General features: G+C 38.9%; 23 protein-coding genes. 10 read left to right on the top strand and 13 right to left on the bottom strand.

The annotated features are described in order from the left end of the window. The first annotated feature begins 144 nt into the window (after positions 1–144). Both J8Z25_RS08160 and J8Z25_RS08155 read left to right on the top strand, forming a co-directional pair. On the top strand, positions 145–1,119 hold the full coding sequence (locus J8Z25_RS08160) for a transposase (RefSeq protein ID WP_250661962.1): 975 nt from the start codon (positions 145–147) through the stop codon (positions 1,117–1,119). A gap of 366 nt (positions 1,120–1,485) precedes the next feature. Continuing rightward, positions 1,486–2,385 carry an IS5 family transposase gene (locus J8Z25_RS08155; protein ID WP_250661049.1) on the top strand — a complete coding sequence of 300 codons (900 nt, stop codon included), beginning with the start codon at positions 1,486–1,488 and terminating at the stop codon, positions 2,383–2,385. Between the two features lies 1 nt (position 2,386). On the opposite strand, the gene gdhA is transcribed toward J8Z25_RS08155, so the two are convergent. From gdhA to J8Z25_RS08140, 3 genes are all read right to left on the bottom strand, one after another. Continuing rightward, positions 2,387–3,760: an NADP-specific glutamate dehydrogenase gene (gene gdhA, locus J8Z25_RS08150; protein ID WP_250661961.1), complete on the bottom strand. Its 1,374-nt coding sequence runs from the start codon at positions 3,758–3,760 to the stop codon at positions 2,387–2,389. Positions 3,761–3,841: 81 nt separating this feature from the next. Next, complete coding sequence (locus J8Z25_RS08145; protein WP_250661960.1) at positions 3,842–4,315, bottom strand: hypothetical protein; 474 nt, start codon at positions 4,313–4,315, stop codon at positions 3,842–3,844. Positions 4,316–4,317: 2 nt separating this feature from the next. Beyond that, positions 4,318–6,504 carry an LruC domain-containing protein gene (locus tag J8Z25_RS08140; protein ID WP_250661959.1) on the bottom strand — a complete coding sequence of 729 codons (2,187 nt, stop codon included), beginning with the start codon at positions 6,502–6,504 and terminating at the stop codon, positions 4,318–4,320. A 223-nt stretch (positions 6,505–6,727) separates the two neighbouring features. Here J8Z25_RS08140 and J8Z25_RS08135 point away from each other — a divergent pair, with 223 nt between their 5' ends. After that, positions 6,728–8,884, top strand: a complete 2,157-nt coding sequence (locus tag J8Z25_RS08135; protein ID WP_250661958.1) for an ATP-binding protein — start codon at positions 6,728–6,730, stop codon at positions 8,882–8,884. Here J8Z25_RS08135 and J8Z25_RS08130 read toward each other — a convergent pair whose 3' ends face one another. The 4 genes from J8Z25_RS08130 to J8Z25_RS08115 all read right to left on the bottom strand — a co-directional run bounded on the left by J8Z25_RS08130 (position 8,885) and on the right by J8Z25_RS08115 (position 12,589). Next, a complete protein-coding gene (locus J8Z25_RS08130; RefSeq protein ID WP_130051579.1) occupies positions 8,885–10,270 on the bottom strand; it encodes a M28 family peptidase in 1,386 nt (461 codons plus the stop codon). It lies immediately after the preceding gene. Positions 10,271–10,389: 119 nt separating this feature from the next. Further along, positions 10,390–11,298: a sensor domain-containing diguanylate cyclase gene (locus J8Z25_RS08125; protein ID WP_250661957.1), complete on the bottom strand. Its 909-nt coding sequence runs from the start codon at positions 11,296–11,298 to the stop codon at positions 10,390–10,392. A gap of 61 nt (positions 11,299–11,359) precedes the next feature. Next, complete coding sequence (locus tag J8Z25_RS08120) at positions 11,360–11,755, bottom strand: VanZ family protein (RefSeq protein WP_130051581.1); 396 nt, start codon at positions 11,753–11,755, stop codon at positions 11,360–11,362. 3 nt (positions 11,756–11,758) lie between these two features. Continuing rightward, on the bottom strand, positions 11,759–12,589 hold the full coding sequence (locus J8Z25_RS08115; RefSeq protein WP_250661956.1) for an alpha/beta hydrolase: 831 nt from the start codon (positions 12,587–12,589) through the stop codon (positions 11,759–11,761). A gap of 157 nt (positions 12,590–12,746) precedes the next feature. Between J8Z25_RS08115 and J8Z25_RS08110 the strand changes: the two genes are divergently transcribed. The 3 genes from J8Z25_RS08110 (at position 12,747) to J8Z25_RS08100 (ending at position 16,593) form a co-directional block, all read left to right on the top strand. Continuing rightward, the gene (locus J8Z25_RS08110; protein WP_250661955.1) at positions 12,747–14,594 is read left to right on the top strand and encodes an ABC transporter ATP-binding protein; all 1,848 of its coding nucleotides are present in this window, start codon (positions 12,747–12,749) and stop codon (positions 14,592–14,594) included. 171 nt (positions 14,595–14,765) lie between these two features. Further along, complete coding sequence (locus J8Z25_RS08105) at positions 14,766–15,278, top strand: putative outer membrane beta-barrel protein (RefSeq protein ID WP_130051584.1); 513 nt, start codon at positions 14,766–14,768, stop codon at positions 15,276–15,278. Positions 15,279–15,300: 22 nt separating this feature from the next. After that, complete coding sequence (locus J8Z25_RS08100) at positions 15,301–16,593, top strand: Ig-like domain-containing protein (RefSeq protein WP_130051585.1); 1,293 nt, start codon at positions 15,301–15,303, stop codon at positions 16,591–16,593. A gap of 61 nt (positions 16,594–16,654) precedes the next feature. On the opposite strand, the gene J8Z25_RS08095 is transcribed toward J8Z25_RS08100, so the two are convergent. Continuing rightward, a complete protein-coding gene (locus J8Z25_RS08095) occupies positions 16,655–17,071 on the bottom strand; it encodes an MAPEG family protein (protein WP_130051586.1) in 417 nt (138 codons plus the stop codon). 305 nt (positions 17,072–17,376) lie between these two features. On the opposite strand from J8Z25_RS08095, the gene J8Z25_RS08090 reads away from it, so the two are divergent. Continuing rightward, entirely contained in the window at positions 17,377–18,576 is a 1,200-nt protein-coding gene (locus tag J8Z25_RS08090) for an Nramp family divalent metal transporter (RefSeq protein WP_130051587.1), read from the top strand. A gap of 67 nt (positions 18,577–18,643) precedes the next feature. On the opposite strand, the gene J8Z25_RS08085 is transcribed toward J8Z25_RS08090, so the two are convergent. The 3 genes from J8Z25_RS08085 to J8Z25_RS08075 all read right to left on the bottom strand — a co-directional run bounded on the left by J8Z25_RS08085 (position 18,644) and on the right by J8Z25_RS08075 (position 22,162). Then, a complete protein-coding gene (locus J8Z25_RS08085) occupies positions 18,644–19,870 on the bottom strand; it encodes an amidohydrolase family protein (RefSeq protein WP_239977258.1) in 1,227 nt (408 codons plus the stop codon). Positions 19,871–19,881: 11 nt separating this feature from the next. Further along, a complete protein-coding gene (locus J8Z25_RS08080) occupies positions 19,882–21,264 on the bottom strand; it encodes an amidohydrolase (RefSeq protein WP_130051589.1) in 1,383 nt (460 codons plus the stop codon). A gap of 112 nt (positions 21,265–21,376) precedes the next feature. Then, on the bottom strand, positions 21,377–22,162 hold the full coding sequence (locus J8Z25_RS08075) for a hypothetical protein (protein WP_167657727.1): 786 nt from the start codon (positions 22,160–22,162) through the stop codon (positions 21,377–21,379). A gap of 358 nt (positions 22,163–22,520) precedes the next feature. Here J8Z25_RS08075 and J8Z25_RS08070 point away from each other — a divergent pair, with 358 nt between their 5' ends. Then, positions 22,521–22,883, top strand: a complete 363-nt coding sequence (locus tag J8Z25_RS08070) for a DUF3718 domain-containing protein (protein WP_130051591.1) — start codon at positions 22,521–22,523, stop codon at positions 22,881–22,883. Positions 22,884–22,933: 50 nt separating this feature from the next. On the opposite strand, the gene J8Z25_RS08065 is transcribed toward J8Z25_RS08070, so the two are convergent. Further along, positions 22,934–23,629 (bottom strand): DUF445 domain-containing protein, encoded by a 696-nt coding sequence (locus tag J8Z25_RS08065; RefSeq protein WP_167657729.1) that lies wholly within the window; start codon positions 23,627–23,629, stop codon positions 22,934–22,936. 112 nt (positions 23,630–23,741) lie between these two features. Here J8Z25_RS08065 and J8Z25_RS08060 point away from each other — a divergent pair, with 112 nt between their 5' ends. Together J8Z25_RS08060 and J8Z25_RS08055 are read left to right on the top strand one after the other, a co-directional pair. Next, on the top strand, positions 23,742–24,608 hold the full coding sequence (locus tag J8Z25_RS08060; RefSeq protein ID WP_239977260.1) for a fructosamine kinase family protein: 867 nt from the start codon (positions 23,742–23,744) through the stop codon (positions 24,606–24,608). A gap of 230 nt (positions 24,609–24,838) precedes the next feature. Next, a complete protein-coding gene (locus J8Z25_RS08055; RefSeq protein ID WP_130051594.1) occupies positions 24,839–25,042 on the top strand; it encodes a CPXCG motif-containing cysteine-rich protein in 204 nt (67 codons plus the stop codon). A 24-nt stretch (positions 25,043–25,066) separates the two neighbouring features. Here the strand turns inward: J8Z25_RS08055 and J8Z25_RS08050 are convergent, their stop codons facing one another. After that, the gene (locus tag J8Z25_RS08050; protein ID WP_130051595.1) at positions 25,067–25,693 is read right to left on the bottom strand and encodes a riboflavin synthase subunit alpha; all 627 of its coding nucleotides are present in this window, start codon (positions 25,691–25,693) and stop codon (positions 25,067–25,069) included. Positions 25,694–25,744: the final 51 nt, after the last annotated feature.

The raw sequence follows: 25,744 nt of genomic DNA, 5'->3' as shown, positions 1-25,744 counted from the left end.
TATTTAGACACCCATTTTAATTCTAAAGAGGAAACTCAACTCTATTTCTAAAGAATAAATTAAAAAAAGACACCCAACTTAATATTTCTCACTTCTCAAAATTATGACTAAACTTAAAATGTTCAACTCATGGAGGAGAAGAGCATGGCAACACCACGGAAGAACTTAATTAGCCTTTCAAACACACCTTATTACCACTGTATTTCACGTTGCGTTCGCCGCGCTTATTTATGTGGAAAAGACCCACTTACTGGTCGCTCTTATGAGCACCGGCGCGATTGGGTTGAAACGAAATTACTTCAGCTTGGCAATATATTTTGTATTGATATTTGTGCTTATGCTGTTATGAGCAATCATACTCATTTGGTACTCCATGTTAATTTAAAAAAATCTAAGCGATTAAATAATAAAGCTATTCTTATAAGATGGCACAAGTTGTTTAAAAGCTCTTTTTTATGTCAACGGTATTTAAGTGGTGAATTACTTACACAGGCGGAGCTCGCAGCTTTAAATGCTCGAATTAATATTTATCGAGAAAGGCTAAGTAGTATTAGTTGGTTTATGCGAGTTCTTAATGAAGGTATTGCTCGAAAGGCCAACAAAGAAGATGGCTGCAAAGGGCGATTTTGGGAAGGCCGTTTCAAATCACAAGCTTTGCTAGATGAAGCTGCGCTTGCTGCTTGTCTTGCTTATGTTGACTTAAACCCGATTAGAGCCAAAGCAGCTGATTTACCAGAAAAGTCCGACTACACAAGTATTAAAATGCGAATTCAATCATCTGAAACAGGTAAGCAACCGAAAGCACTCATGCGCTTTGCTGGTGAGCAACATAAACGTACACCTAAAGGTCTGCCATTTGACCTAAAAACATACCTGCAACTCGTTGATTGGACTGGCCGCTCTATACGAAATAATAAACCAGGTAAAATACCTGATGAAGCGGCCCCAATTATAGAAAGGTTAAATATAAGTGCTAGCAACTGGCTTTCACTCACGACCTCATTTACACGTTCATTTAAAAATGTAGCTGGTAAAGAGCAAGCAATTACAGCTCATGCAATACTCATGAAAAGAAAACGAAGAAGCTCAATAGCTAATAGCCAAGCTTTGTTTTGCTAAATTCTAAAACTATACAATCACTACTTTTATTTCTCTATTTTTATAAATCGTAAATGTCTACGTTTTGAATTTTATTTTAGCTAGAATTAATAACTAAAACTTAAATTCAAATAGTGAAAAAGAACTAAATACCATTTGTATATATAATGTGCTCAACCAAAGGCTGTGACAACCTACTTTTTACATAAGTAAAAGTGGGTGTCTTTTTATATTTCATTTTATATTACTAAAAAGAATATTTTTTAATTATGAAGCATTACACAACACCTTGTTTTAACATTGCATCGGCGTTGTTTCCTAAAAGTTTGAACTATCTTGCCAGCCTGTGATCAGATCATCTATATCCTACTAGCCCGTGCAACAACAATGAGCAAAATCACAAACTGGTCTCACTATAATCAAGCCCTCGTTAACCGCGGTAATATTCGCTTCTGGTTTGACGAAAAAGCAACGCGTCATTGGTATAACGAATGTACTCACGGTGGGCGTGGCCGCTCTAATCATTTCTCTGATCTTGCTATTGAAACTTGCTTAACACTCAAAGCTGTCTTTGGCTTGTCGTTCAGGGCACTACAAGGGTTCACACAATCGGTATTATCTTTGATGAAGCTTCCGCTTGAAGCCCCAACCTACAGTTGTCTGTGTAAGCGCAGTGCTGAGTTGAATATTAAATTTCGCAGTAAAGTCCGCACCACTGGATTTGTAGATATTGTAGTTGATAGCACAGGACTTAAGGTGTTTGGCGAAGGTGAATGGCATGCACAGAAGCACCACGTAAAGGCAAGAAAAAAGTGGCGAAAACTGCACCTTGCGGTGGATGCCAACACGCATGATATTGTGGGGGCGCAAATGACGCTCAGTAACGTCACCGACGGCGAGACCCTCCAAGATTTGATAAGACCATTACGCCGGCGTATAGATAGAGTGAGCGCTGATGGTGCTTATGATAGCCGCCGCTGCTATGCAGAAATTACTGAAAAAGGCGCGATACCTGCTATCCCGCCGAGAGAGAATGCACGGCTGTGGACTGATAAGCATCCACGCAATGAGGCTGTCATGTTGTGCAATAAGTTAGGAATCGCACAATGGAAAAAGCTCAGTGGATATCATGTGCGCTCATTAGCAGAAACAGCGATGTACCGTTTTAAACAGTTGATGGGGGCTAAGCTAAATGCGCGTGATTACAATCGCCAGCTGGTTGAAGCGATGATCAAAGTGAAGGCGCTAAATAAGATCAACACCCTTGGTCTGCCTAAATATCAGTAAGTTAAGTGAGTTTGTTAGAGAGCTGTATTTGATCAACAAGGCCCATTGCATCTGCAACTCTTTCAAACCCCGCTATATTCGCACCAAGTACAAGGTCGTATTCATTAGAATACTGTTTAGCTGTCGATGAAATAGTATCAAAAATTGACTTCATAACTTGCTGAAGCTTTTCATCAACTTGTTTCGGCCGCCATTTTTGCATACTTGCATTTTGAGCCATCTCAAATTGGCTCGTGGCAACACCGCCCGCATTTGCTGCTTTGCTTGGTCCTAAAAAGACATTGTGCTTTTTAAATACTTTAAGCGCATCGACTGTGGTTGGCATGTTTGCGCCCTCACACACGATCAAACAGTTATTTTCTACAAGTGTTAAAGCATCTTTTTCGGTAATTTCATTTTGTGTTGCACACGGAAGTGCAATGTCGGCTTCATATTGCCATACTTGATGACCTTCACTAGGGTATTGATTAACAGGCGTAAATTCAGCATCTTTATGCTTGTTCAAATAATCCCTAAGCTCAGCTCCTTTTTCTTTCTTTAAATGCTTAACTAATTTCACGTCAAGCCCATCCTTGCAATACAGTGTACCTTTTGAATCGCTACAACTTAGTATTATTGCATCATATTCATCGAGTTTTTCCATCAGATATAGCGCAACATTACCAGCTCCAGACACTAAACACCTCTTACCCCTTAAGGACTCACCTTTAGCATCTAGCATTGCACTCAAGAAATAAACGATACCATAGCCAGTTGCTTCTGTTCTTAAAGCTGAACCACCCATAATTTCTGATTTTCCGGTAAGTACACCTTGAAATTGATTAGTGATGCGTTTGTATTGACCAAATAAGTAACCTATTTCTTTAGTGCCAACACCAATATCGCCAGCAGGAACATCTGTATTTGCACCAATGTGACGATAAAGCTCTGTCATGTATGACTGGCAAAAACGCATAATTTCATTATCACTTTTACCTTTTGGATCAAAGTCAGCACCACCTTTGGCTCCTCCTAAAGGTAAATCTGTCAGTGAATTCTTTAAAACTTGCTCAAAGCCTAAAAATTTAACCACACTTTGATTAACACTCGGATGGAAACGCAAGCCACCTTTATATGGACCTAGGGTCGAGCTAAATTCAATTCTAAAACCACGGTTAACGTGGACTTTGCCATTGTCATCAAGCCAAGGTACCCTAAAAACTACCTGTCTTTCAGGCTCAACTAATCGCTCTAATATAGCATGTTCTCGATATTCACTATTAGCTTCAACTACCTGACTAATTGATGTCAACACTTCTTCAACAGCTTGATAAAACTCTTGTTCGTTTGGGTTAGACTCTTTTACAGTTTGCAGTACCTCTTCTATATATTGCATATCAAAATCCTATTTTAAGCTGTTGAAAATAATCGGTCTCTTAAAATTAAACTTAAAAAAACATAATATCGATCACTTATTTTAGCGAATACTAAACACGGATGGTTGCCTATCATAATACTGCCAATAAAAACGTAGAGGCTCATTTTGAGAGTCATAAAACCACACTTCAGCCACCAGCTGTATCGCATTGTTTGCAAGCATCACACTAGATAACAATTTGCTTTGTTTTAATGGAGCACGCAGTAAGCACTGGCTGTAATCTGCTCTGTTATCATCACCTTTTAGACAAATATTTACATACGCTCTGCTATCACCCATGTTTAAATCAACATCTACGCTTAGTTCCATTTTGCTACTTAAATCAAATTCCGGTTCAATCATTAAGTCCGCCATTGTCTCTGTTTCTGCACTTATATCTGTTCCAGTTGTTTCAGTAGCTGTACTTGTGGTGGGTGTCTGTATAGCACTTTCAGTCTTAATTGATGAGTTGCTTTCGCCACCACCACATGCTGACAACATTAGGCTAAAAGTTATTAAAGTATAATATTTCATGATTATTCTCCTCGTAAAATAACATTTGCCAGCTTTGCACTATTAAACCAAAGTGTGCTTTCACGCCCAGATGACTCTGCAAATATTTTGAATTCGCTGTAAGCTAATGTTATATCAACTTTCTCTTTTGGATGTGCCCACTCAGCTCCAACCTCAATAGCCCAAGGTAAACCGGTAGGTGATTGAAAGTAATATCCAAATAGGTTATTTGATGCATCATCACTTTCAGGGTAATTAAAAAAGCTTTGGTCAAACTTTTCTGTCGGTGCTTGATTTTTTAAATGAACTTCCCAACTTCTTGGGTCTTTTCCACTTAAAAATTGCCCATGGCTGAAACCAGCTGCTCCAAATATAAAAGGATCTAAAGTGTATTTCGGTGCATTTACTGAAGAAACACCGGTATTTAAAGAAACGCTCAAAGTAAAACCAACTTTACTACTGGTATAGCAACCATTCTCAGTACGAAAGAAACTGCACCCGCTTTGACTGCTTACATACGACCAAGTATCTGGCATTATAATGAGAATGGCATCATCAACACCTTCTTCTAACACGGTGTGTGTCTGCACTTCATTATTAATAATTAAACTAATCTCGCTCTCATTTACTTGGTTTCGTAATATTCGCTTTAAACTTCCACCTGAGGACTGAGCTAATCTAACAGCAAAACCGTTATGGTAACTTGCGCCTATTCCTACTAATTCTCCTTCAATCTTATAACCAAGCGCTTGGCCATCTTTCTCTATTAACTTTGTACGATAATTAACAACTAAATCATTAAAATCATAATCACCGGCAAATGGCCATTGATCTTCATAAGCAAGGGTTACCCAGCCATTTTCACTTGGGTATACCAAGCTACCATATGTTGTTACTGGATAATCTTCTACCTCGCCACCTGTTACCCCACCACTGGCTGTAATTGGGCTTAACTCACTGCCATCGGTCACACGAAAACGAGCCCATGTAGCCCCCATTGCAGCATCACTAGGTACATCGACTAGTACACTGTTATCACCTTTATTTAAGCGATATTTACTCACTGTAATTTCATCAGAGTCAAACTGGAAGTTTTGATCCCAATCAAACCAAGCATATAAATAACCATTATCATTAGGGGCTGTTACTAATACCTGACTAGTAGAGCCAGCCACGAAATCAGTTACAAACTTAACGCCATCATCAGAGCTATCGACCGGAGATGCCTGTAAATCTGCTTCTATGTTGATATTTTCACCATCAACATATGCGCCTAGATAAACTAAATTTGATTGGTCTTCATTAGGGTCAAACAAATGACGGGCACCACTATCAGCAAGTACTGTTTTATATGGCATGGGTGCATCGCCAAAGTCTATTGAATTATCAGTTACTTTTACTTCTGCGATAGCGCAGCGTGCACCATCATTTTGGTTTGAAGTAGGCCCCAAAGTAAATACTGAAGCGGTCGGTGTATAACCATCTACAGGGCTTTTACCTAAATCTACTTTATGGATTTTACCACTGCGGTTATTACTAAAATAAAACTGACCTTGTACATCAAAATAACTGGCACCATTTGCACCGGTATCGCCGGCTATGTCGAGGTTTGCGACAAAAGTGGGTGTCTTATTATCTAAATCTATCTCATATAAGTCGCCATTTGACTCAACCGCATATAAAAGATTGCTATGAGGATGAAACGCAAAATCATAAATAGCTAAACCCCAATTAGCTGAGTCCGCTACTAATTCTGCTTGATACGCATCAGATGGTTCTGTTAAATCTATACCAAACAAGCCAAATTTTGGGTGATATAGATAATACATAGCCTGATTAGTTTCACTATTTACCTGAATATCACCAACATAAAAGTTGGTGTCTGGTAGTCCATTTACATTTAACCGCTCTAATATGTATTCGTCACCAATTCGCACAACACTTTTCGGGGATTGTTTACTAAAGCCATACATATATTGGTCTTTATAATTAAAGCCAACCGCATTGACACTTTCGTTGTTAGCTTCTGAAGTAAAATTGAGTGTTGCAGCTAGCACTGTAGATTTAGCAGATACTAGGTCAACGCCAAACATTTGCGCGGGTTTTCCCTGAATCAAAAATGCTTTACTTGGGCACTGCTGAAATGGTGCTGCACTTACGAAGCCCGTTGCAAGTGCGAATAGTAGATAAACGGTTATGTTACTTTTCATAATGACACTCTCCTGTGGATGTGTAATTATTTAAAGCAGCAACTATTCCAAAAAATAAATACTTTTATAACAATATCTTATGAACGAGCAATCCAAATTACTTGCAAGATGCGAGAAGGATAATTGCAAAATGCAACTCTTTTTGGTCACATAAGCGAATCATCCCCACTTAAAAGAATGGCATGCTAAACTAATGCGGAATAAATTTATAATAAACCGCACTATGAAACTTAAAACCTCTTACCTTCTGTTTTGTATCTTATACCTCAGCAGTGCTTTTGCATCAACGCTGCAAAGCAACATTGATGAAGCCATTACAATCAGCGACTATCAAAAACGTTACGAGTATTTAATAAATATTGATAAGCACCTTATCGAAACTGCCAGCCTTGCAGAGCAAATAAGCTTTAATGTTAGATTGATACACGTTTATATACACTTAGGAAAGTTTCAACAAGCGCAAACTATTTTTGATGAACTTGAATCCATGCCCCAATACAAAAACGACTCCCCTATTTATAGCGAGTTGTATCTAGCTAAAGCGCGATTGGCATACAGACAAAATGACTTAGAGACCGCTATTCAACTGTCTCAACAAAATGTTGCCCTTTTTCAGCGTTTGCAATTTACTGATTATGAGATTGATGCCGTGGCGAGCCTTGTTAGTGCTTATCATAATTCTGGAAAGTACCAAGCAGCCTTGACCCTTTTAGAGACGTACATTCACAACGATAAACGCGAATTAACATTAAAACAAAAAGAGATACTATACCAAGGTTACTCTCGTAACCTTGAACAGTTAGATCGTTTGACCCTTGCTCTCGAATATAAATTAAAACGTCGAGAAGTAATTCAGAAAATGTCGCCGTCTATTTCACTGCAAGCTGGTATAAGTTATTCAATTGCGCAAAGTTATTTAGATTTAGAACAATTCGAAAAAGCAAAAGGCGAATTTAACACAGCCTTATATTTTGATAAGCAAACTGGAGCTCTTTCTGATATCGGACATAGTCTTGTTAAGCTATCACAATGTGAATATGGGCTAAAAAACTACACTTCAGCACTGGATTACGCTAAACAAGCACAACAAGTGTTTGCGAGTTATGACAGCACTCGAAATACTGCCTGGGCAAACCATAATATTGCTATAAATTTGCTAAAAATGGATAACCTAGAACAAGCATTAGCAATTGAAGAACAAGTGATCACTGAGCTAAAACATGACGATCACTTATATATAGATGTGTTACTAACATTAGCAAAACTATATATTGGCTCTTCTGAACTTAAACAAGCTAAACATTATGCAGAGCAAGCCTACCAATTAAGTAAAACCAAGAATAAACAACAAAAACAAATCATTGCCCTTGAGCATCTGACAACAGTGGCAGAAAAACAAACAGATTATCAACAGGCATTTTTATATCAAAAAACGATTACTGAGCTTGAAAAAGGTTTTGCCCGTAACAACTACAATCAACGTTTAGCTGAGCTGCAAAACTCCATTGCTATGCGCGACCGCGACTTGGCTATTCAAGATTTAAAGCTCCAAGATAATGAAAAAAGCCAAGCTATTGCCTCTCAGCGCCAAACTATCCTATATAGTATTTTAATATTTAGTTTGCTTTTAGCTGTAATGGGCATCGCATTATTAAGAGTGAGACAGAGAAAACAACTCATTGAACAGCGTCGAAATTATCTAGATAAACAAATTAGTCAACGTAGTAAGTTATTATCACAAGTTGCTCACGAGCTAAGTGGTCCACTAACGGGTTTACGCTTACACCTTGAAACCCTTCAAGCAGGCCTAACTCAATTTAATGAGCTCACTTACGAAAAGCTCAACCAAAAAATCACCGACATGGCTACTTTAGTCAGTGATTTAAATAAAATATCACTACTTGAACAAAATAGTTTTCAGCTCAACCTAACAAAAATTAATGCTGCAGAGTATTTCCAAAGCTTACACGCAGATATGATTATTCAACTTGATAAGTTTGAAGTTGGGTTCACACAAAATATAACGGATGAATTAACACTAGAATGTGATGCAACAAGGCTTTCACAATTATTTGCAAACTTAATCAGTAATTCGATTAAGTACACGCAGCAGCCTGGGAAAATTAATTTTACGATTAGCCAAAACCAAACACGGTTATTAATCTGCTATGAAGATTCAGCCCCTGGCGTCAGCGACGAGAGTTTAGCAAAGATTTTTGACCATCTTTATAGAGTGCCAGACTTAAAAACAGTGAAACAATCAGGTTCAGGAATTGGGCTTGCGATTGTAAAACAAATTGTCGAAGCCCATAACTGGCGTATTATGGCAGCTCATAGCGAACTGGGTGGTGTTCGCTATGACTTAACTATTCCTATTTAGTTATTTGTTTGGCCATTCGAATGCGCCAACATCACCAGGAAATACAACCGGTGATTCAATACCATCTTTGTTCACAGCAGCAACACCAAAATAGTAGTTATCTATCACGACATTTTTCAGTGTTGCTTCTGTTACTTTGCCAACATCACGGCTAAATTGCCATTGTGGTTCGCTGGTATAACGCCAATAGATTTTATAACTAACCACCGTTGGATCATCACTTTCATCCCACGCTAAGGTTGTACTTGGCTTTACAGCACCTGAAATACTAACGCCCGTTGGCGGTGCTGGAGCCCACGCTATTGAAGCCATAGTCACCGCATTTAGTGAAGTTAATTTCGCTGCATAAGCAAAATCAACATGGTCAATGGTGTCACCATAGGTAATACCATTTTCAGTACGTAAGTCTTGATGCTGTTGGTTGTAGTTTTCGTTGGTTTCCATAATACGCACAGCCGCAAAGCCAACATCGTTAAATGGACGATGATGCCCTCCTCGACCAAAACGATCGAGTCGATATATCAACATGGTATCCAAGTTCTCAATGTAGCGGTCTGCGATTGTATCTATGTAACGCGCAAGGTTACGACTTGCAGAGTCAACTTCACCCCCCGTAAAACGGCGTTTATGGGCTTGCTCTTTTGTTTCTATAACGCGAGTACCTTCAGAGAAGATACGTGCAGTTGTGTTATCTGTTACCCCATTAATGCCCGTTGAGTTACCAATCATGTCGTTGTTTAAAACACCATGAACACGCCAATTATGATCTTGAGCGTATTTAGCTAAAATTTTGCCGCCAAACAAGCCTTGCTCTTCACCAGATAAAGCTGCATAAACAATTGAGCCATTAAATTTATACTTTGATAAAACTCGCGCCGATTCCAGCACGCCAGCCACACCAGATGCATTATCGTTAGCCCCTGGCGCATCTGAGGTATAGTCCATTACATCAGAGGCTCTCGAATCAATATCACCCGACATCATAACCATGCGATTAGCATCAACTTGACCGCGCTGAATAGCCACAATATTAACAACTTCAACCGGGTTTGGAATACGCTTTTCACCGGAAATAGTGTCTTTTACTTCAATGATTTCTAGGCAGTTACCACAAGCTTTAGAAATCGCCTCAAACTCAGACTTGATCCAACGTCTTGCAGCACCAATACCACGCGTATCTGATTTCGTCTCAGAGAGAGTATGGCGAGTGCCAAAGTCAACCAGCGTTTGAATATCTTGCTCTATACGTGTTTTAGAAACGGCACTTGCAATTTCATGCAAAGCTTGTTGTTCTTTATATTGAGGTGTTGTGGCATGAGCCGCCGCTACCAATAACAGTGATGAGCTAAAAAAAGCACTATTAGTTATTATTTTACGCTTAAACATAGTTTCACTCCTTCAATGAATCATTCAAGGCTAACTAATATTTCATTTCGTGCAATAGTTATGAGTTAGAAAACAAATTATTAGGTTGAAACCATATACCTGCTGTAGTTTATGATACGCTAACCTGTGTTTTTAGCGCCGGGTAACTTTATTCCATCATTATAAAAAACCATACGATTCCCCCCTTCATTCTTTGCTTTGTACATGGCTTTATCGGCACACTGAATTAAATATTCAGCATCACCATAATGTTCAGGAAACAGCACGGCACCAATACTGGGTGAGTAGGTAAGCTCCGCATCATTGTAAACTAAAGGCTGACATATCTCCGCTATTAGCTCATCAACGATTTTAATAACATCACTTTTGTGTTTAATGCTATTGAGAATAACCACAAACTCATCGCCGCCTAAGCGCCCTACACTGTCTTCCTTTCTCAAAACATGACGAATGCGCATTGCAATCGTTTTTAATAGTTTGTCGCCAGCGCCATGGTCATGAACATCATTAACTTGCTTAAAACCATCTATATCGATAAAAAGTACTGCAATCACTGTTGAAATAGTATTTGCAATTGATAATGACTCTTCAAGTTGGGTAGTTAAATAACTACGATTAGGAAGATCGGTGAGGGGGTCGTGTCCCGCCATATATATCAGTTTTTGTTCGAGATTTTTTTGCTCTGTTATGTCATAAGCGATAGCCACTCTGACTTGTTTTTCTTTTGACCAATAGACAGACCACAATACATGAACCACTCTGCCATCTTTCCTTACCCAACGATTTTCAAATCGTGGATGCTGATCATTGACCACAATTTGGTTTATGGCATTAATAGTTTTGGCCCTGTCCTCTGGGTAAACAAAGTCCAGCATATTCCTATCTATAGCTTCTTCTGGTGTGTATCCGAAGATTGTTTCAAAGGCAGGATTAGTAAACAATAACGTACCTTTGGCATCAACTACGCATACAGCATCGAGTAATAGATCAATAATATCTGACAAATAATCTGAGGTATCTCTGTTCATACGCAACTTTTAGGCTTGGTCTACACTGATTATAGACGAAACCAAGCAAGTTACTGAAAGTTTAGCTCTTAGTTGGATATAACTTTTTGCAAAGCCAAGCTGAAATAGCACTGAATACTGCGATACCCGCAAAGTCAGCAATTAAATCGATAAAATCTAATGTTCTCGATTCGACAAAATACTGGCTTAGCTCTTCTAAAATCACAAACGTACTAACAATCAACACAGCTAAATAGATAGGTCGTCCCCCTACAGCCATTGTCTTAAATTTAAAGGCAAGGTTGATGAATAACGTGAGTAGACCAAATAAGCAAAAATGCCCCAACTTATCACCGTAAGGAATGACTGCAACGAGATCAAAAAATACCGACTTTTGTCCGGTATTAGCAAGGTAAATAACCCAACCTATAAAACCAAAAAAGCCAATGGCAATTAACACAAGAATACGTTGAAACATCCTTTATGGTGCCATATGAGAGGTTAAAAATAAAAATTGATAGGCAATTACTTTATTCCAATAGTGCCAGTCATGAATGCCTGGGCGTTCAATATAATCATGGCGAATACGCAGGTCTAACATAGCTTGATGTAGTGCTCTGTTTTGCTCTATAAAAAAATCACCTACACCAATATCAAGCATAATCGGTAAGGTATCAGCCCCCTTTTTCCATGCCGTATTGCCTGCAGCAATTTTATGAAGGTTATTAATAATGGCTATGCTATCCCATTTTTCTTTGTTTTCAGCGTAACTGCCGAGTACTTTTGCAAGGTCAAACTCTGCACTAAACGGCCTTACATCGACTCCCGCTGAAATCCCTGATACTGCAGCAAACCGTGCTTGGTTATTGATAGCAATATGCAACGCGCCAAACCCTCCCATCGATAAGCCTGTGATTGCACGCCCACTTTTAGACCGATTGGTCGAATAGGTTGAGTCTATATAATTGACTAAATCTTCAGCGATGTAAGTCTCGTATTGCGAACTTTTGTCGATATCTGAATCTAGATACCAAGAGCCATAGTTACCATCAGGATTAACAATGATAACATCATATTGATCTGCTAGTTTTTCTATATCTGTAAGCTTTGTCCAATCACTATGATTGCCACTGTAGCCATGTAAGACATATATAACATTGTATTTTTTTGATTCTTGATAGCCATCCGGTATCGTCACCGTCACAGGTTTTTCTATGGCTGTTTTTTTACCTTTAAACGTATAGGTGTCGGTTTGATAAGCATAAAGCGGTAAGCTGAAAATGATCGATAACGTACAGAGAAACTTTTTCATCATAATTCCTTTTTCTTATTATATTTTCATTTATACGACTAGATGTAAATAATTGAATAGTGATAGATTTTAATATTAGTTTTTAAATTAAATGAACTGCTAAAAATACACTCAAATGGTATAGTAAGGTTACTTTGATTATTAAAAAGCGTCGTCTATGTATCGTTTATTTGAGCGGATGACCAATCCGTTTCCGAAAGAGCAACCTTCTCAACCACCTAATAGCTTATTCGCCTTTTGTCGTCATTATACACGAGGCATGGAACTCTCATTGCTATTAATGTCTTTAAGCGCAGCTGCACTCGCGATTCTAGAAGTCTCGCTTTTTAGCTATATGGGGCAATTAGTTGATTGGCTCGGTCAATACACCCCAGATACCTTATTTATTGAGCAGCAGGCTGAGCTTACAAAAATGGCAATTGTGCTGCTGGTAGTATTGCCCATAGTTGTATTTTTTCACTCAGCAGTGTTACATCAAGCGCTACTGGGTAACTACCCTATGTCTATCCGTTGGCTAGCGCACCGTTATTTGCTTCGTCAAAGTGTTAGCTTTTATCAAAACGAATTTGCTGGTCGTATTGCGACAAAAGTCATGCAGACCTCATTAGCTGTTCGTGAGTCAGTGATGAAACTGCTCGATGTACTAATGTATATCGTAGTCTACTTTGGTGCCATGGTATTTTTAGTCGCTGAATCTGACTGGCGTTTGATGCTGCCATTATTGGTTTGGCTAGTCCTTTATGCTGCAATTCAGATGTATTTTGTGCCCAAACTCAAAAAAGTAGCCAGCTCGCAGGCAGATGCGCGTTCGGAAATGACCGGACGTGTGGTTGATAGTTATACTAACATTTCAACAATCAAATTATTCTCGTATACGCAGCGTGAAGAGCAATACGCAAAAGACAGCATGGATGTGTTTTTACAACCGGTATATAAGCAGATGCGTTTAGTTACCAGCTTGAACTTTTCTATCAATACTCTTAATTATTTGCTGGTATTTAGCATTGCCGCTTTGTCATTGTATCTGTGGTCTATTAGTGCCATCAGTGTTGGGGCTATCGCTATTGCAGTGAGTTTATCTCTTAGATTAAACGGTATGGCACAATGGATCATGTGGGAGATCAGTAGCCTGTTTGAAAACATTGGTACTGTTGCTGATGGTATGAAAACCCTATCAACGCCGATTGAAGTAGATGATAAAACAGATGCGAGCACCCTTAACGTTGATAAAGGGTCGATAAGCTTTGAGAATGTGCAATTTAACTATGGTAAAGCGGCTAACGAAACCCATCGCGGCCCTGTTATCAATGGCTTAAACCTTGATATAAAACCAGGTGAAAAAATTGGTTTAGTTGGTCGTTCTGGCGCTGGTAAGTCGACCCTAGTGAACTTATTACTGCGCTTTTATGATGTTGACTCGGGCACTATCCGTATTGATGGTCAAAACATCGCTGATGTAAGCCAAGAAAGTTTACGTAAACATATTGCGATGGTGACGCAAGATACCTCGCTGTTACATCGCTCAGTAAAAGACAACATTCTTTATGGCAGGCCAGATGCAACGGAAGAAGAAATGCTCGCTGCTGCAAAGCAAGCTAAGGCACTCGAGTTCATCGAAGACTTAGAAGATAGCAAAGGTAATAAAGGCTTTGCTGCACAAGTCGGTGAGCGAGGTGTGAAGCTTTCAGGTGGTCAGCGACAGCGTATTGCTATTGCCCGTGTACTGTTAAAAGATGCTCCAATTTTGATATTAGATGAAGCAACTAGTGCCCTTGATTCAGAGGTAGAAGCGGCAATTCAAACCAGCTTAGACGATTTAATGACGGGTAAAACGGTTATAGCAATTGCGCATCGCTTATCAACTATTGCACAAATGGATAGACTCATTGTGCTTGATGAAGGTGGCGTGGTTGAACAAGGTTCTCACCAACAATTAATTTCACAAGGTGGCATCTACGCTGCCCTGTGGTCACATCAAACCGGTGGTTTTATTGGTGTTGAGTAATTAAGTTTTTGTTGTATTTAACTAGCTAATTGGTACATGTATCTTCGAGCTAGTTATTTACAGTTTCAAATATAATTCAACCAGTTGTATGTAAATTAACAATTACGCTGCTTGATTCCACTAATACTAAACGCTAGTATCGACCCTAATATAAATACAAGAAATTAAATTATGAAAAAGTATATTTTGCTTTTACTATTTGCAGCTAGTTTTCAGACTAAGGCAGATACGTACTATCTAGGTGCTGACTATATGCTCAGTGATATTGAAATTAGTAGTGAAAGTGCTAAACCAACTGCTACCTTCATAAGAGCAGGTGCCAGCAACAATAATATGGCATTTGAGGCACAGTACTTAATATCAAGTGATGACGACAACATTTACAATTTAGAGTTTGAACTTGAAAAAAGCGCCGCACTCTTTTTTGTTATGCAATCTGATGTGGTTAACGGCTTTGGGCTTGATATTTCATTAGGCTATGCAAAAAACGAAATGATCGTTAATTCAGCATCTGAAAAGCTCCCCACAAATTATAATTATGATGGCTTTGCATGGGGAGTGGCAGTTCACCAGCAGATACCTTATATCAAAAATACACAAGTGAGATTAGCCTACCAATCTTTATTCAAAGGAGACGACGTAGAAATCAGTGGTGTAACACTTGGCCTTACTTACCATTTTTAAATAGCTAATCGAAAGGATTTTCATGAACACGCAGTTGAACGTATCAAAACTTTTCAGTATCTCATTAATTGTTAGCGCTATTTTGGGTTGCGGATCTGAAACTGACTCAACTCAGTTAGCAAAAGAAGTTGAACTTGAAAAGTTACGCCAAGAAGGCACTATCATTGAGTCACTTAGTATTGAAAACTACCAAGTTCGTTTAAAAGAAGGTGACACCCATCAATTGAAAGTAACGGGTATAGATTCAAATGGTGAGTCTAGAGACGTAACCAATGAAATAACCTGGCAAACAAGTGACGAGAGTATTGCTAAAATCAATAGTAATGGCTTGTTAACAGCTCTAAAAAATTCGCCATCTAGCCAAGGGTTAATTACTATATCCGCGACGACTATAAATGATATTAGTGATGAAAAACAAATATCTATTGCAGATGTGGCGGCAGAATCAATTAAATTAAAACAAGTCATTCCTGCAACAGACTCTATCAATACATGCACGCCTGCGAGAGTATCGGCCGATATAACCTACGTTGATGGATATACTGCATTAAATAGCTTGAGAGATATAAACCTAAGTGTCGATGAAAATACTACTGCCAAAATCAATCAGCAAGGCTTTGTATATACATCTGCTGCAGCTGTTGAAAGCACTGTAATTACAGCTGCAATTGGCAATGTTACCGATCAATTATCTGTTGTTGCAGATCCTAGCAATTTAAAAGAAATTAATGTTTCGTTTAATTCGGAACAAGACAGTGAGTTAAACATCAGCGTTGGAGATCGAATCCAACTTGCTGCCAAAGCGGTATATCAAAATGGCAATTCAGAGCAAACAGAAGACATTAGCTCAAGTATCAAGTGGTCTGCAATCAACAGTAACTTTATTGGTTTAACACCAAAAAGTATTGACGATAGTGATTCGACAGCTAGTTTTCTTGCCCTTAAGCCCGGGACCACACAACTATTAGCTGAATGTGGTAATAAGCAAAAGATTACAACAGTACAGATTGAAGGTGACGCTGAACTTGATTCTTTAGAAATTAACGATGGCGCTAGCGAGTATTCAATATCTCCTTTAGGCACTATTGAACTCAAATTGTTCGCGAACTATAGCTCAAATCCAACATCTTTAAATGTAACTGAGTTTGCTAATTGGAGTATTAATAACAGTAACCTAGTAACGACTAAAATAGTAAATGCGGGAACAGCTCAAGCCGCCTACAAGGTTACAAGTACCTCAAATACATTGGGAACAGTATTGATCACAGTTCAATATGACACAGAAATTAGCAGTGTTTTAATGAATATCGAATAGTTACTTTTTCAATTTAAACAACATCAGGTGAGGCATTTAATCTCAATACCTCACCGACCTTTTAGAGTAAACGTAAGCCTATTAACCCCAACATCACCATGTTAGCCATTGCAGCAATTAAAAAGAAATAGCTTCGTGGGCTCGGGTTCTTTTCGGTTGCTATCATATAATACAAAAGCATATGGATAATTCTGGCGATCACATACACCCATATACAAAGCGCAAATGCACTACTATTCAAGTTTAGAAAAAAACCCAGAAATACTGTCGCTAAGAACAACGGACTATTTTCTAAAGTATTCATAAATGTTCGATGCGAGCGAAACACAAAGCTATCATGACTCAAAGAATTATCTATCTTACCGGGCACTGCGTTTGGCTGCTTTGCTTTACTGACAGCCGCGATTAACCACTGAATAGTCAGCATAATTAGATAAACATACACAGCAAAATAGGCTGAAAAAGTAAGTACAGGCATTTCTTATATCCTTTTATTCAACAACAAGTAAGCCTATATCTTGCAAAAACCCGACCAAAATAACCTATTGATTTATAGATACAATTTTTATCAACTTCAAATGTATTACACCATTACTTCGTAAACTGTATAAATTTTACAATTTCAACGTGCTCTTATGTTCTGATGATATCTACAAAGATAATCATCTCTTTTACTTTACCCTAACCTTGAGTCTCTATACCCTTAAGATCTTTTTCTAAAACGTTAGCTGTTTTTCATCTTATTGTTAAAACACTAAACAAATAATAATAAAAGGTTTTATCATGCGTTTAGGTCCCGGACTTCTAGTCACCGCCGCTTTTATTGGCCCAGGAACCATCACTACTGCAAGTGTTGCAGGTGCCAATTTTGGCTTTGCTCTTATTTGGACGTTATTGTTTTCTGTCATAGCAACTATTTTGTTGCAATCAATGGCTGCCCGTCTCGGCGTAGCTACTGGGCAAGATTTAGCGTCTGCACTTAGGACAACCATTCAAACACCTATTTTTAAAGCACTCGCAGCGATATTAGTGATCAGTGCCATTGGTATTGGTAGTGCTGCCTATGAAGCGGGCAATCTGACTGGTGCAAGTTTAGGGCTGCAAGAAATTATGCCATCTGTCAGCCCAATGTTATGGACACCACTTATTGCAGTATTAAGTGCAGTGCTTTTGTACACTGGCAAGCACAAAGTAATTGAAGGTGCGTTAATTGTTTTAGTGGTGTTGATGAGCTTAGTGTTTATATCAACGCTCGTTATGGCCGCTCCACCTCTTAATCAGATATTAAAGGGCTTTATACCGAGCTTACCAAATGATTCAATTACCACGGTACTGGCCTTGATAGGCACAACAATTGTGCCCTATAACCTGTTTTTACATTCAGGAGTACTTGCTGAAAAACACGATAGTTCTAAAAACATTAACAAAGTAATTAAAGAAACGAACCTTGATACCAGTATCTCAATTACTTTAGGAGGTATAATAACCTTAGCCATTCTATCAACGGCATCAGTGGCGTTTTATGGTAGCGATGCAGGAAAAATATCAGCGGCTAATATGGCCGTGCAACTAGAGCCTCTCCTAGGTGGTATGGCACATTATTTCTTTGCTATCGGTTTATGTGCAGCTGGCCTAACTAGCGCAATTACTGCCCCACTTGCTGGTGCTTATGCTGTTTGCGGTATGCTTGGCTGGTCAACACAAATGAGTGATATGCGGTTTAAACTTGTCGCCATTATTATCCTCGTTTTTGGCTCACTTGTCGCATCACTTGGACTTGATCCTGTTGCGGTCATCATCTTTGCGCAAGCGGCTAATGGTTTATTACTCCCAATCGTTACCTGTTACCTTGTTTGGTTAGTTAATCAAAAATCTATCATGAAAGAACACACCAACTCCTTGCTTGTTAACCTTGTAGTCGCCCCGGTACTACTACTTATATTTGGCCTTAGCCTTTATAAACTCAGCAATCTAATTTTTTAAATTTTACTATTACGACATATGCATTAAAAAGGCCGCAAATGTGCGGCCTTTTTGATATCTAAAGCGCTTATTTTGTGTAAGCGCGTGGCATCGCTGAGTCAGTTGTATAACGATCGCGTAGTTTATCTTGACGCGCTTCTGTTGAAACCTCTTCACCGTTGATCCACATTTTGCTTACGTGTGAGTTAAGCTCAAATGGATCTGCCGACCACATAACTAGATTTGCACGTTTACCTTTAGCAATTGCGCCTGAGTTTAAACCAAAAACATCAGCAATGTTGCTGGTTACTGCACTAAGTGCTCCTTGTTGGCTCATACCATAAGACACTGCATTACCCGCATCAAAACGTAATTGGTAAACATTATGGCTTGAGTCACCGGCAACACCAATAATGACTTTTACACCCGCTTTTTCAAGCTTACCTGCGTTAGCAAGGTTTGCATGTAATGAATCAAAGCTACCCGGTAAGTTTGCCATTGAGCTAATAATCACAGGTACATCAGCTTTTGCTAGCGTATCAGCAACCACGACAGCATCGTCACCACCATGAATCACTAAGTTAATGCCATAGTTTTCTTTTAATTTAACAAGCTCATAAATGTCGGATGCACGCTGAACACTCGCAATCAGAGGCATATCACCAGCAAGTACAGATGCTAGGACTTTTTGCTCTGTTGATGGCTCTTTTTTGTCATCTTTTTTAGCTGACTTTTCGCCTTCAAGTTTGTCGATAAGTGTTTTCATCGACATAGCACGTGAGCCTTTACTCTTTTCACCTAAGTGAACAACAAGCGCAACTTGCTTTTTATTTACGCTTTCAAAGCTACCTGATAGATCAACAACAGATGCAAGACCGGCAAAGATACTGTCACCACCGTTTGGTACAATTACATCTTGAGTAATACCGCCTTTGCGTGCATAAGGGATCAAGCTACTGCGTGGGTTGAACGCAAGGCTTGGGTCAAAATCGATACCTGCTTTGTCGTCACCACCATCACGTGAACCTGCAACAGCCCCCACTTCTACTAGACCTAATTGGTTCATAGTGCCGATAAAACCAGCAGTCACGATTTGGCCTTTTGCATCAATGGTTGTATCAGCGTTGATAGATGCCGGGTTAATAGCAACAATTTTGCCATCTTCAATAACAACACTTGCGCCTTCTAACACACCTTGCTCTGTTGAAGTGTGTAGTGTTGCATTTACAATCGCTACCGATGCAGCACTTGCTGTCGCAGAAAATAAGCCAGCAGCAACAAGTGACAGCTTTAATGATTTAGTTAATTTTGTCATCAATGTTACTCCTATTTTTGACCTAGCATGAAATCACTTTGTGCTTGGTATTTATCATCATTACGATCATAAACTTTGGCACCATCGATAAATACTTGCTCTGCTTTAGCATAAACACTGAAAGGGTTTTGGTTCCAAATAACCACATCAGCTTGCTTACCTGCCTCAAGTGAACCAGTCTTATCATCAATACCCAGCGATTTAGCCGCGTTTGAGGTGATCCATTTGATTGCGTGTTGCTCAGAGATGTCATAACCAACATCATTCGCACGGTACATAACTTTACCAGCTTCTTGGTTTAAACGTTGGATTGTTGTATCTGAGTCTGAGTGAACCACTGCACATGAATTTTTAACTGCATCAACAATTGCTACGTTCTCTTGAACCATGTCGTAGGCTTCCATTTTAAAGCCCCACCAATCTGGCCAAAGTGCCGCACAGTTACCATTTTCGGCAAGTAAATCAGCAATTTTGTATGCTTCAACACCGTGATGGAAAGTGCCTGAGTGATAACCGAACTCTTTACCAAGGTCGATCATCATGGCCATTTCTTCTGCTTTATAACAGTGGTTATGAATTAAAATGTCACCTTCTAACACACCAGCTAAAGTATCTAGCTTAATGTCGCGATGAGGTGCAGCAGGGTTTTTACCCGCGGCATAATCACTTTCGTACTTATCCCACTCGCGTTTGTACTCAGTTGCTTCAATCCACGCTGTGCGATAACCCGCCATGTTACCCATACGCGTTGATGGTAAAACGCCTTTACGGCCATAAACACGTTTAGGGTTTTCACCACACGCCATTTTTAAACCATATGGTGCATCAGGGAATTTCATACCTTGCATTGTGTGCGAAGGAATATTTTTAAGTGTTACACCACGACCACCAATTAGGTTAGCTGAGCCAGGTAGAATTTGTAATGACGTAATACCACCTTCACGAGCACGGTTGAAACCAGGATCTTGTGGCCATACTGAATGCTCGACCCATACTTCTGCAGTAACTGGGCTGGTCATTTCGTTGCCGTCTTGGTGAGATGCCACTGATGGGGTTGGGTATGCACCTAAATGTGAGTGCACATCAATAATTCCAGGTGTTACCCATTTGCCTTCTGCATCAATCGTTTTGTCAGCTTGTACAGAAAGGTCTTTACCTACTTGCTGTACTTTGCCATCAACAAAGAAAACATCTGCGTTATCTAAACGTTCACCAGTGCCTGTTAAAACAGTTGCATTAGTGATTAAAGTACTTTGTGATGCAAGTGGCTGATAGGTGCTAGGGTATGGATTTTTATTAATTGAGACTTTTGGATCTTGTGGGCCATTGTCTTGGCAGCCCGCTAAAGCGACACCAAGCGCCATAACCAACAAGGATGGTGCAAATTTTTGCATTCTTACGTTCCTCTTTTTTATTATTAGATTACTTTAACTAATTGTTAACTTTAATGCGACTAAACGAGGCCAGTCACCAATATTCAAGACGAATAACCAGCCTCACAGGACACTATTTCTTTATGTAGTTGTTATATAGCTGCTCTAACGCACCTTCAGTCGTTAAACTAGGATCTTTGTTGATAAAATGTTTCACAGTCCGAGTTACGAAGTCAGAGTTTTGTTTATGCTGCTTCGCAAAGCTTTTGATTAGAGAATCAGCGTCATTAGCTGCTGTAACCTTTTCGTGCCTATGCCGATATTGGCTTAAAGCACGATTAAAATCACCATTATAATCCTCAACCACTAGCTTATAAAATTCAGTACGATCTACATTTAAATCATTAATGCAATAATTGAGCGCGTCTTTAAAGTCATAAAAGACTTTGCCTTGCACATCAAATTCAGCACGCTTTTCGCGAATTGTTACGTTGGCATCTTCGGTTGCATAACTATAACCTTGGAATGCAATTCGCTCTGCAGCCTCAGCGCCTAACTTCATACCAGCTTTTATGCTGTGCACAAATTCATCACTCATATCGTGAAGTTCGCTTTCATGCCACATGTGATAAATTCTTAATGCTTTAGCGTATTTTGCTGAAAGTTTCTTTTTTAGTTTTGTAACTCGCCCATCAATGGTCAATACCCGCTCGTTATGCAGTAATGCAAAGCATTCATAACAAGTTGGAATTGATATAAATTCAGCCTCTTCGCCCAAATCTATAATGCTTTGCAGCATATGTAGTGGCGGACAAAAATCTCGCTCAGTTGCTTCACAACCACAATAAAAACATTGATTAAAGTGTTTTGATTCAGATGCATAGGCTTGTTGATAATAGCCTGCTAATTTTGTGGTCACTCATGCTCCTTATACTCTGATTTGCCTTTTTAAGAAAAGGTAGAGTTAATACTTAAATGTAACAGCCACGTAAAAATTAAGCCTTTAATACGAGCTAAAACACGTTTTAATAAAATAAATGAAAAAGATTTCAGCCTATTTGTGTCAAAATTCACACTTTAAAATAGCACTTATCAAGCGGTTAGTTTTGCTTGTTCACATCTACATACTTACTTACATCTTGTCGATTTTCATTAACAGCAATTGTTCTTGTTTAGCGTAATACTTTAAACGTGCCCAGCAAACAGGAAGTGTGAAGTATCCATAAAAGCGAGGTTGCACATACTAAACGTAATACGGACAACAACTGGAGAGAAAGATGAATACGTTAACTACAGCACTAGGTACAGCATTAATTTTAGGTTCTTCACTAGCAGCAACTGATGCAAGTGCAGCACAATTTGTCGCCGCAGATGACTCAGTTGGCACGCAAGCCTGTATGGCCATTACCTCTAACAAACCATTAAACGTATCAAGCACAATGCGCGATCTACGCTTGAGCAAACGCGTAATGACAGAAAAGCTACTTTGCAATGATATGTCGACAGATAAGTTTGCAAGCACTTATGGTTTTCATAACTCAGCAAAATACTTAAATTTTGAAACAGCTACAAAAACAACTATCCAGGATATCGCTAAAGTATCTGATGACACAGTGATTGTTGTTGCTGGTTCAAAATAATGATTAATTCACTGTAGCAGGTCTTTAAAGGCCTGCTACAAGCTTCTTCATTATACTAGCGCAGCGATTAGGCCAAATAAGCCACCAAACACCCCACCCCAAATCACTAACCAACCTAAATGTTCTTTGATCATGGTTTGAATGATATCTTTTACCATTGTTGGCGTAAGCTCATTCAAACGCTCATCAACTAAACGCTCAACTGTACTATGTAAAGAGCCACCAAGATGAGAGTTGGCAAATAGCTTTTCATCAAGAATCATTTTAAATTCGTCGCTTTTTGAAATATCAATTACCGCTGCTTTCATTTTATCAATGAAAGGTTCACGCATTGGCTCTAGCGCATCACGCCCACCGAACATTGAAAGCATACCGCCAAATTGTGAGTTTTCGATGACCTCAATTAAAGAATCATAAGCCGGACTGAGGTTAACTTCACTAATCACAGGCTCTAAATCAATGTTTGGTTTTGCTAAAGCCATCACCTGATCGATTTTCTCTTCAGCGAAGAATTCTGTCATCACCAAGTTGCGGATAGCGACTTTAAAAGAGGCAAACTTTAATGTTATGACCCCTGAGCCATATAAAAATGGTACTTTTTCGAATAGCATGTGTATAGCAAGCCAGTTTGTTACTGCGCCCGATAACGCAAATAAACCAACAGAAAGTACTATTGCTTGTTCAAATAAAAACCCGACTAATACTAATGCAAACGCCACTAAATTAGTAATGAGACTTTTATTCATCTGACCCCTCATAAATACTTCGATAAACTTTAATAATATTAACGCTATGGGTTTGTTAATTCATCGTCTTTTTGCCATAGTTTAACTATATGGTTAAAAGGCGAACAAAATTATGTGGAATTCAGTGAATGAACAGATTAGCCAAGCGATGCATTTTGATTTTAAGCATACCTTTAAACGCCAATTAAAATCGCCAAATAACGACAGATACTTCCAAATTGGTGATGATTTACATCATTTCTTTGTGAAAGTAGCTCATTTGAGTGATCTTGAGCGCTTCGAATGCGAAGCCTTGAACCTTAAGCTTTTAACTCAAGAAAGCCTATTTATGATCCCAGATTGCATAACAACAGGTTGCAACATAGAGTTTTCATTTATGGTGCTTGAATGGTTAGAGCTTGATAAACAGCCTCATAATAATACTAATTGGCATGAAATGGGTGAGTATCTTGCCAATTTGCACCAAAAACATACTCAAGCCATGTTCGGCTTCGATAACGACAACTTTCTTGGCTCAACTCTACAACCTAATCGCTGGCACAAAAAATGGGATGTATTTTTTGCTGAAGAACGAATAGGTTGGCAATTACAGCTATTACAAGAAAAAGGCATAGAGCTTGTCGATCAAGATACCTTTATTGCCTTTGTTAAAGATGCTCTGCATAGCCATGTTGTTGAGCCTTCATTATTACACGGTGATTTTTGGCGCCGGAATATGGGCTTTTATAATAATGTACCTAGTGTGTTTGACCCTGCTTGTTATTATGGTGATCGGGAATGCGATATTGCAACGAGCGAGCTTTATGCCCCACTCCCCGATAGCTTTTATGATGCCTATAACGATATCTACCCACTGCAGGTAGGTTACGAGCATCGTAGAGCTATTTACCAACTATACCCAATGCTCAATAATGCCAACATATTTGCCGGGCACTATCTTACTGAAGCAAAACAACATATTCAGCAGCTACTAAAATAACCGCGAAATCACTGTAAAATGGATGTCATAAACTACTAAACGTGACTATATTTATCTTATAAGGCGTATAAACAAAGATGCTAGCCGTTTGTTGTAGCACTACGCTTATAAACAATTCGGTTAGTGAGTTATACCAATCTGATTAAATCTACATTCATTTTTTATGTTTTAGAGTTTAATTCAGATTGCAATTTAACGAACTCAGGCATGCCTGATTAAGGTAAAAGCTGATGAAAGACCATTACACACAACGGATTTCATGCCCTCATTGTGGTCACCACATTCATGTGGCACTTGATGCTAGCGACGGTGACCAAGACTATTATGAAGATTGCAGTGCATGCTGCAACCCTATCCATTTGAATATGCATATAGATTACGCACACAATAAACTTGAGTTACATGTCGATAGCGATGACGAGCAAATTTTTTAATTTGCTCGTTTTATATATCTATACTTATTTTGCTTGTTGCTCTAGATAATTTTCGACCGTATTAATAATGGTATAAGTTTGCTGATCGACTTCAATATTTAACTTATCGCCTTCGCGATAGTTATCTAGATTGGTAATAGCCAGTGTTTCTGGGATCAAGTGCAGCCAAAAGCCCAGCTCATCTACTTCACCTACGGTGAGGCTTGCACCGTTAACACTCACAAATCCCTTATACAACACGTATTTTTGCCACTCTTTTGCTAATGATAATTGCATTTTACAGTTATCTTGAAGGTGGTTAATTGACAGTATTTCGGCCATACAATGAATGTGGCCCGACACGATATGGCCTCCCAGTTCAGTACCAAAGGTCACTGAGCGCTCAAAATTCACCGTATCATTTAAAGTTAACATACCTAGGTTGGTCAACTTTAATGTTTCATCAATCACATCAAAATCAATAACACAGCTACCAAGGGAGTCAGAGTCAAACTTAACGACGGTTAAACAGCAGCCATTAACGGCAATGCTTGCACCAATATTCAGATTTTCAGCAAATTGCTGCCCTACTTTTAATGATAGCCTTAGCACACCACCTTGATTATTAGCCTTAACCACAACAGCTTGCGTTTGCACAATTCCAGTGAACATCGCTTTCTCTTTTCTTCATTAAATAGATAACTGCGATTTTTATTGATCTAT

This window comes from Pseudoalteromonas sp. SCSIO 43101 (genome assembly GCF_023650775.1).
Lineage (GTDB): Bacteria > Pseudomonadota > Gammaproteobacteria > Enterobacterales > Alteromonadaceae > Pseudoalteromonas > Pseudoalteromonas apostichopi.
The sequence above is the reverse complement of the archived record's forward strand: the minus strand, read 5'-3'. Positions and strand labels throughout refer to the sequence as shown.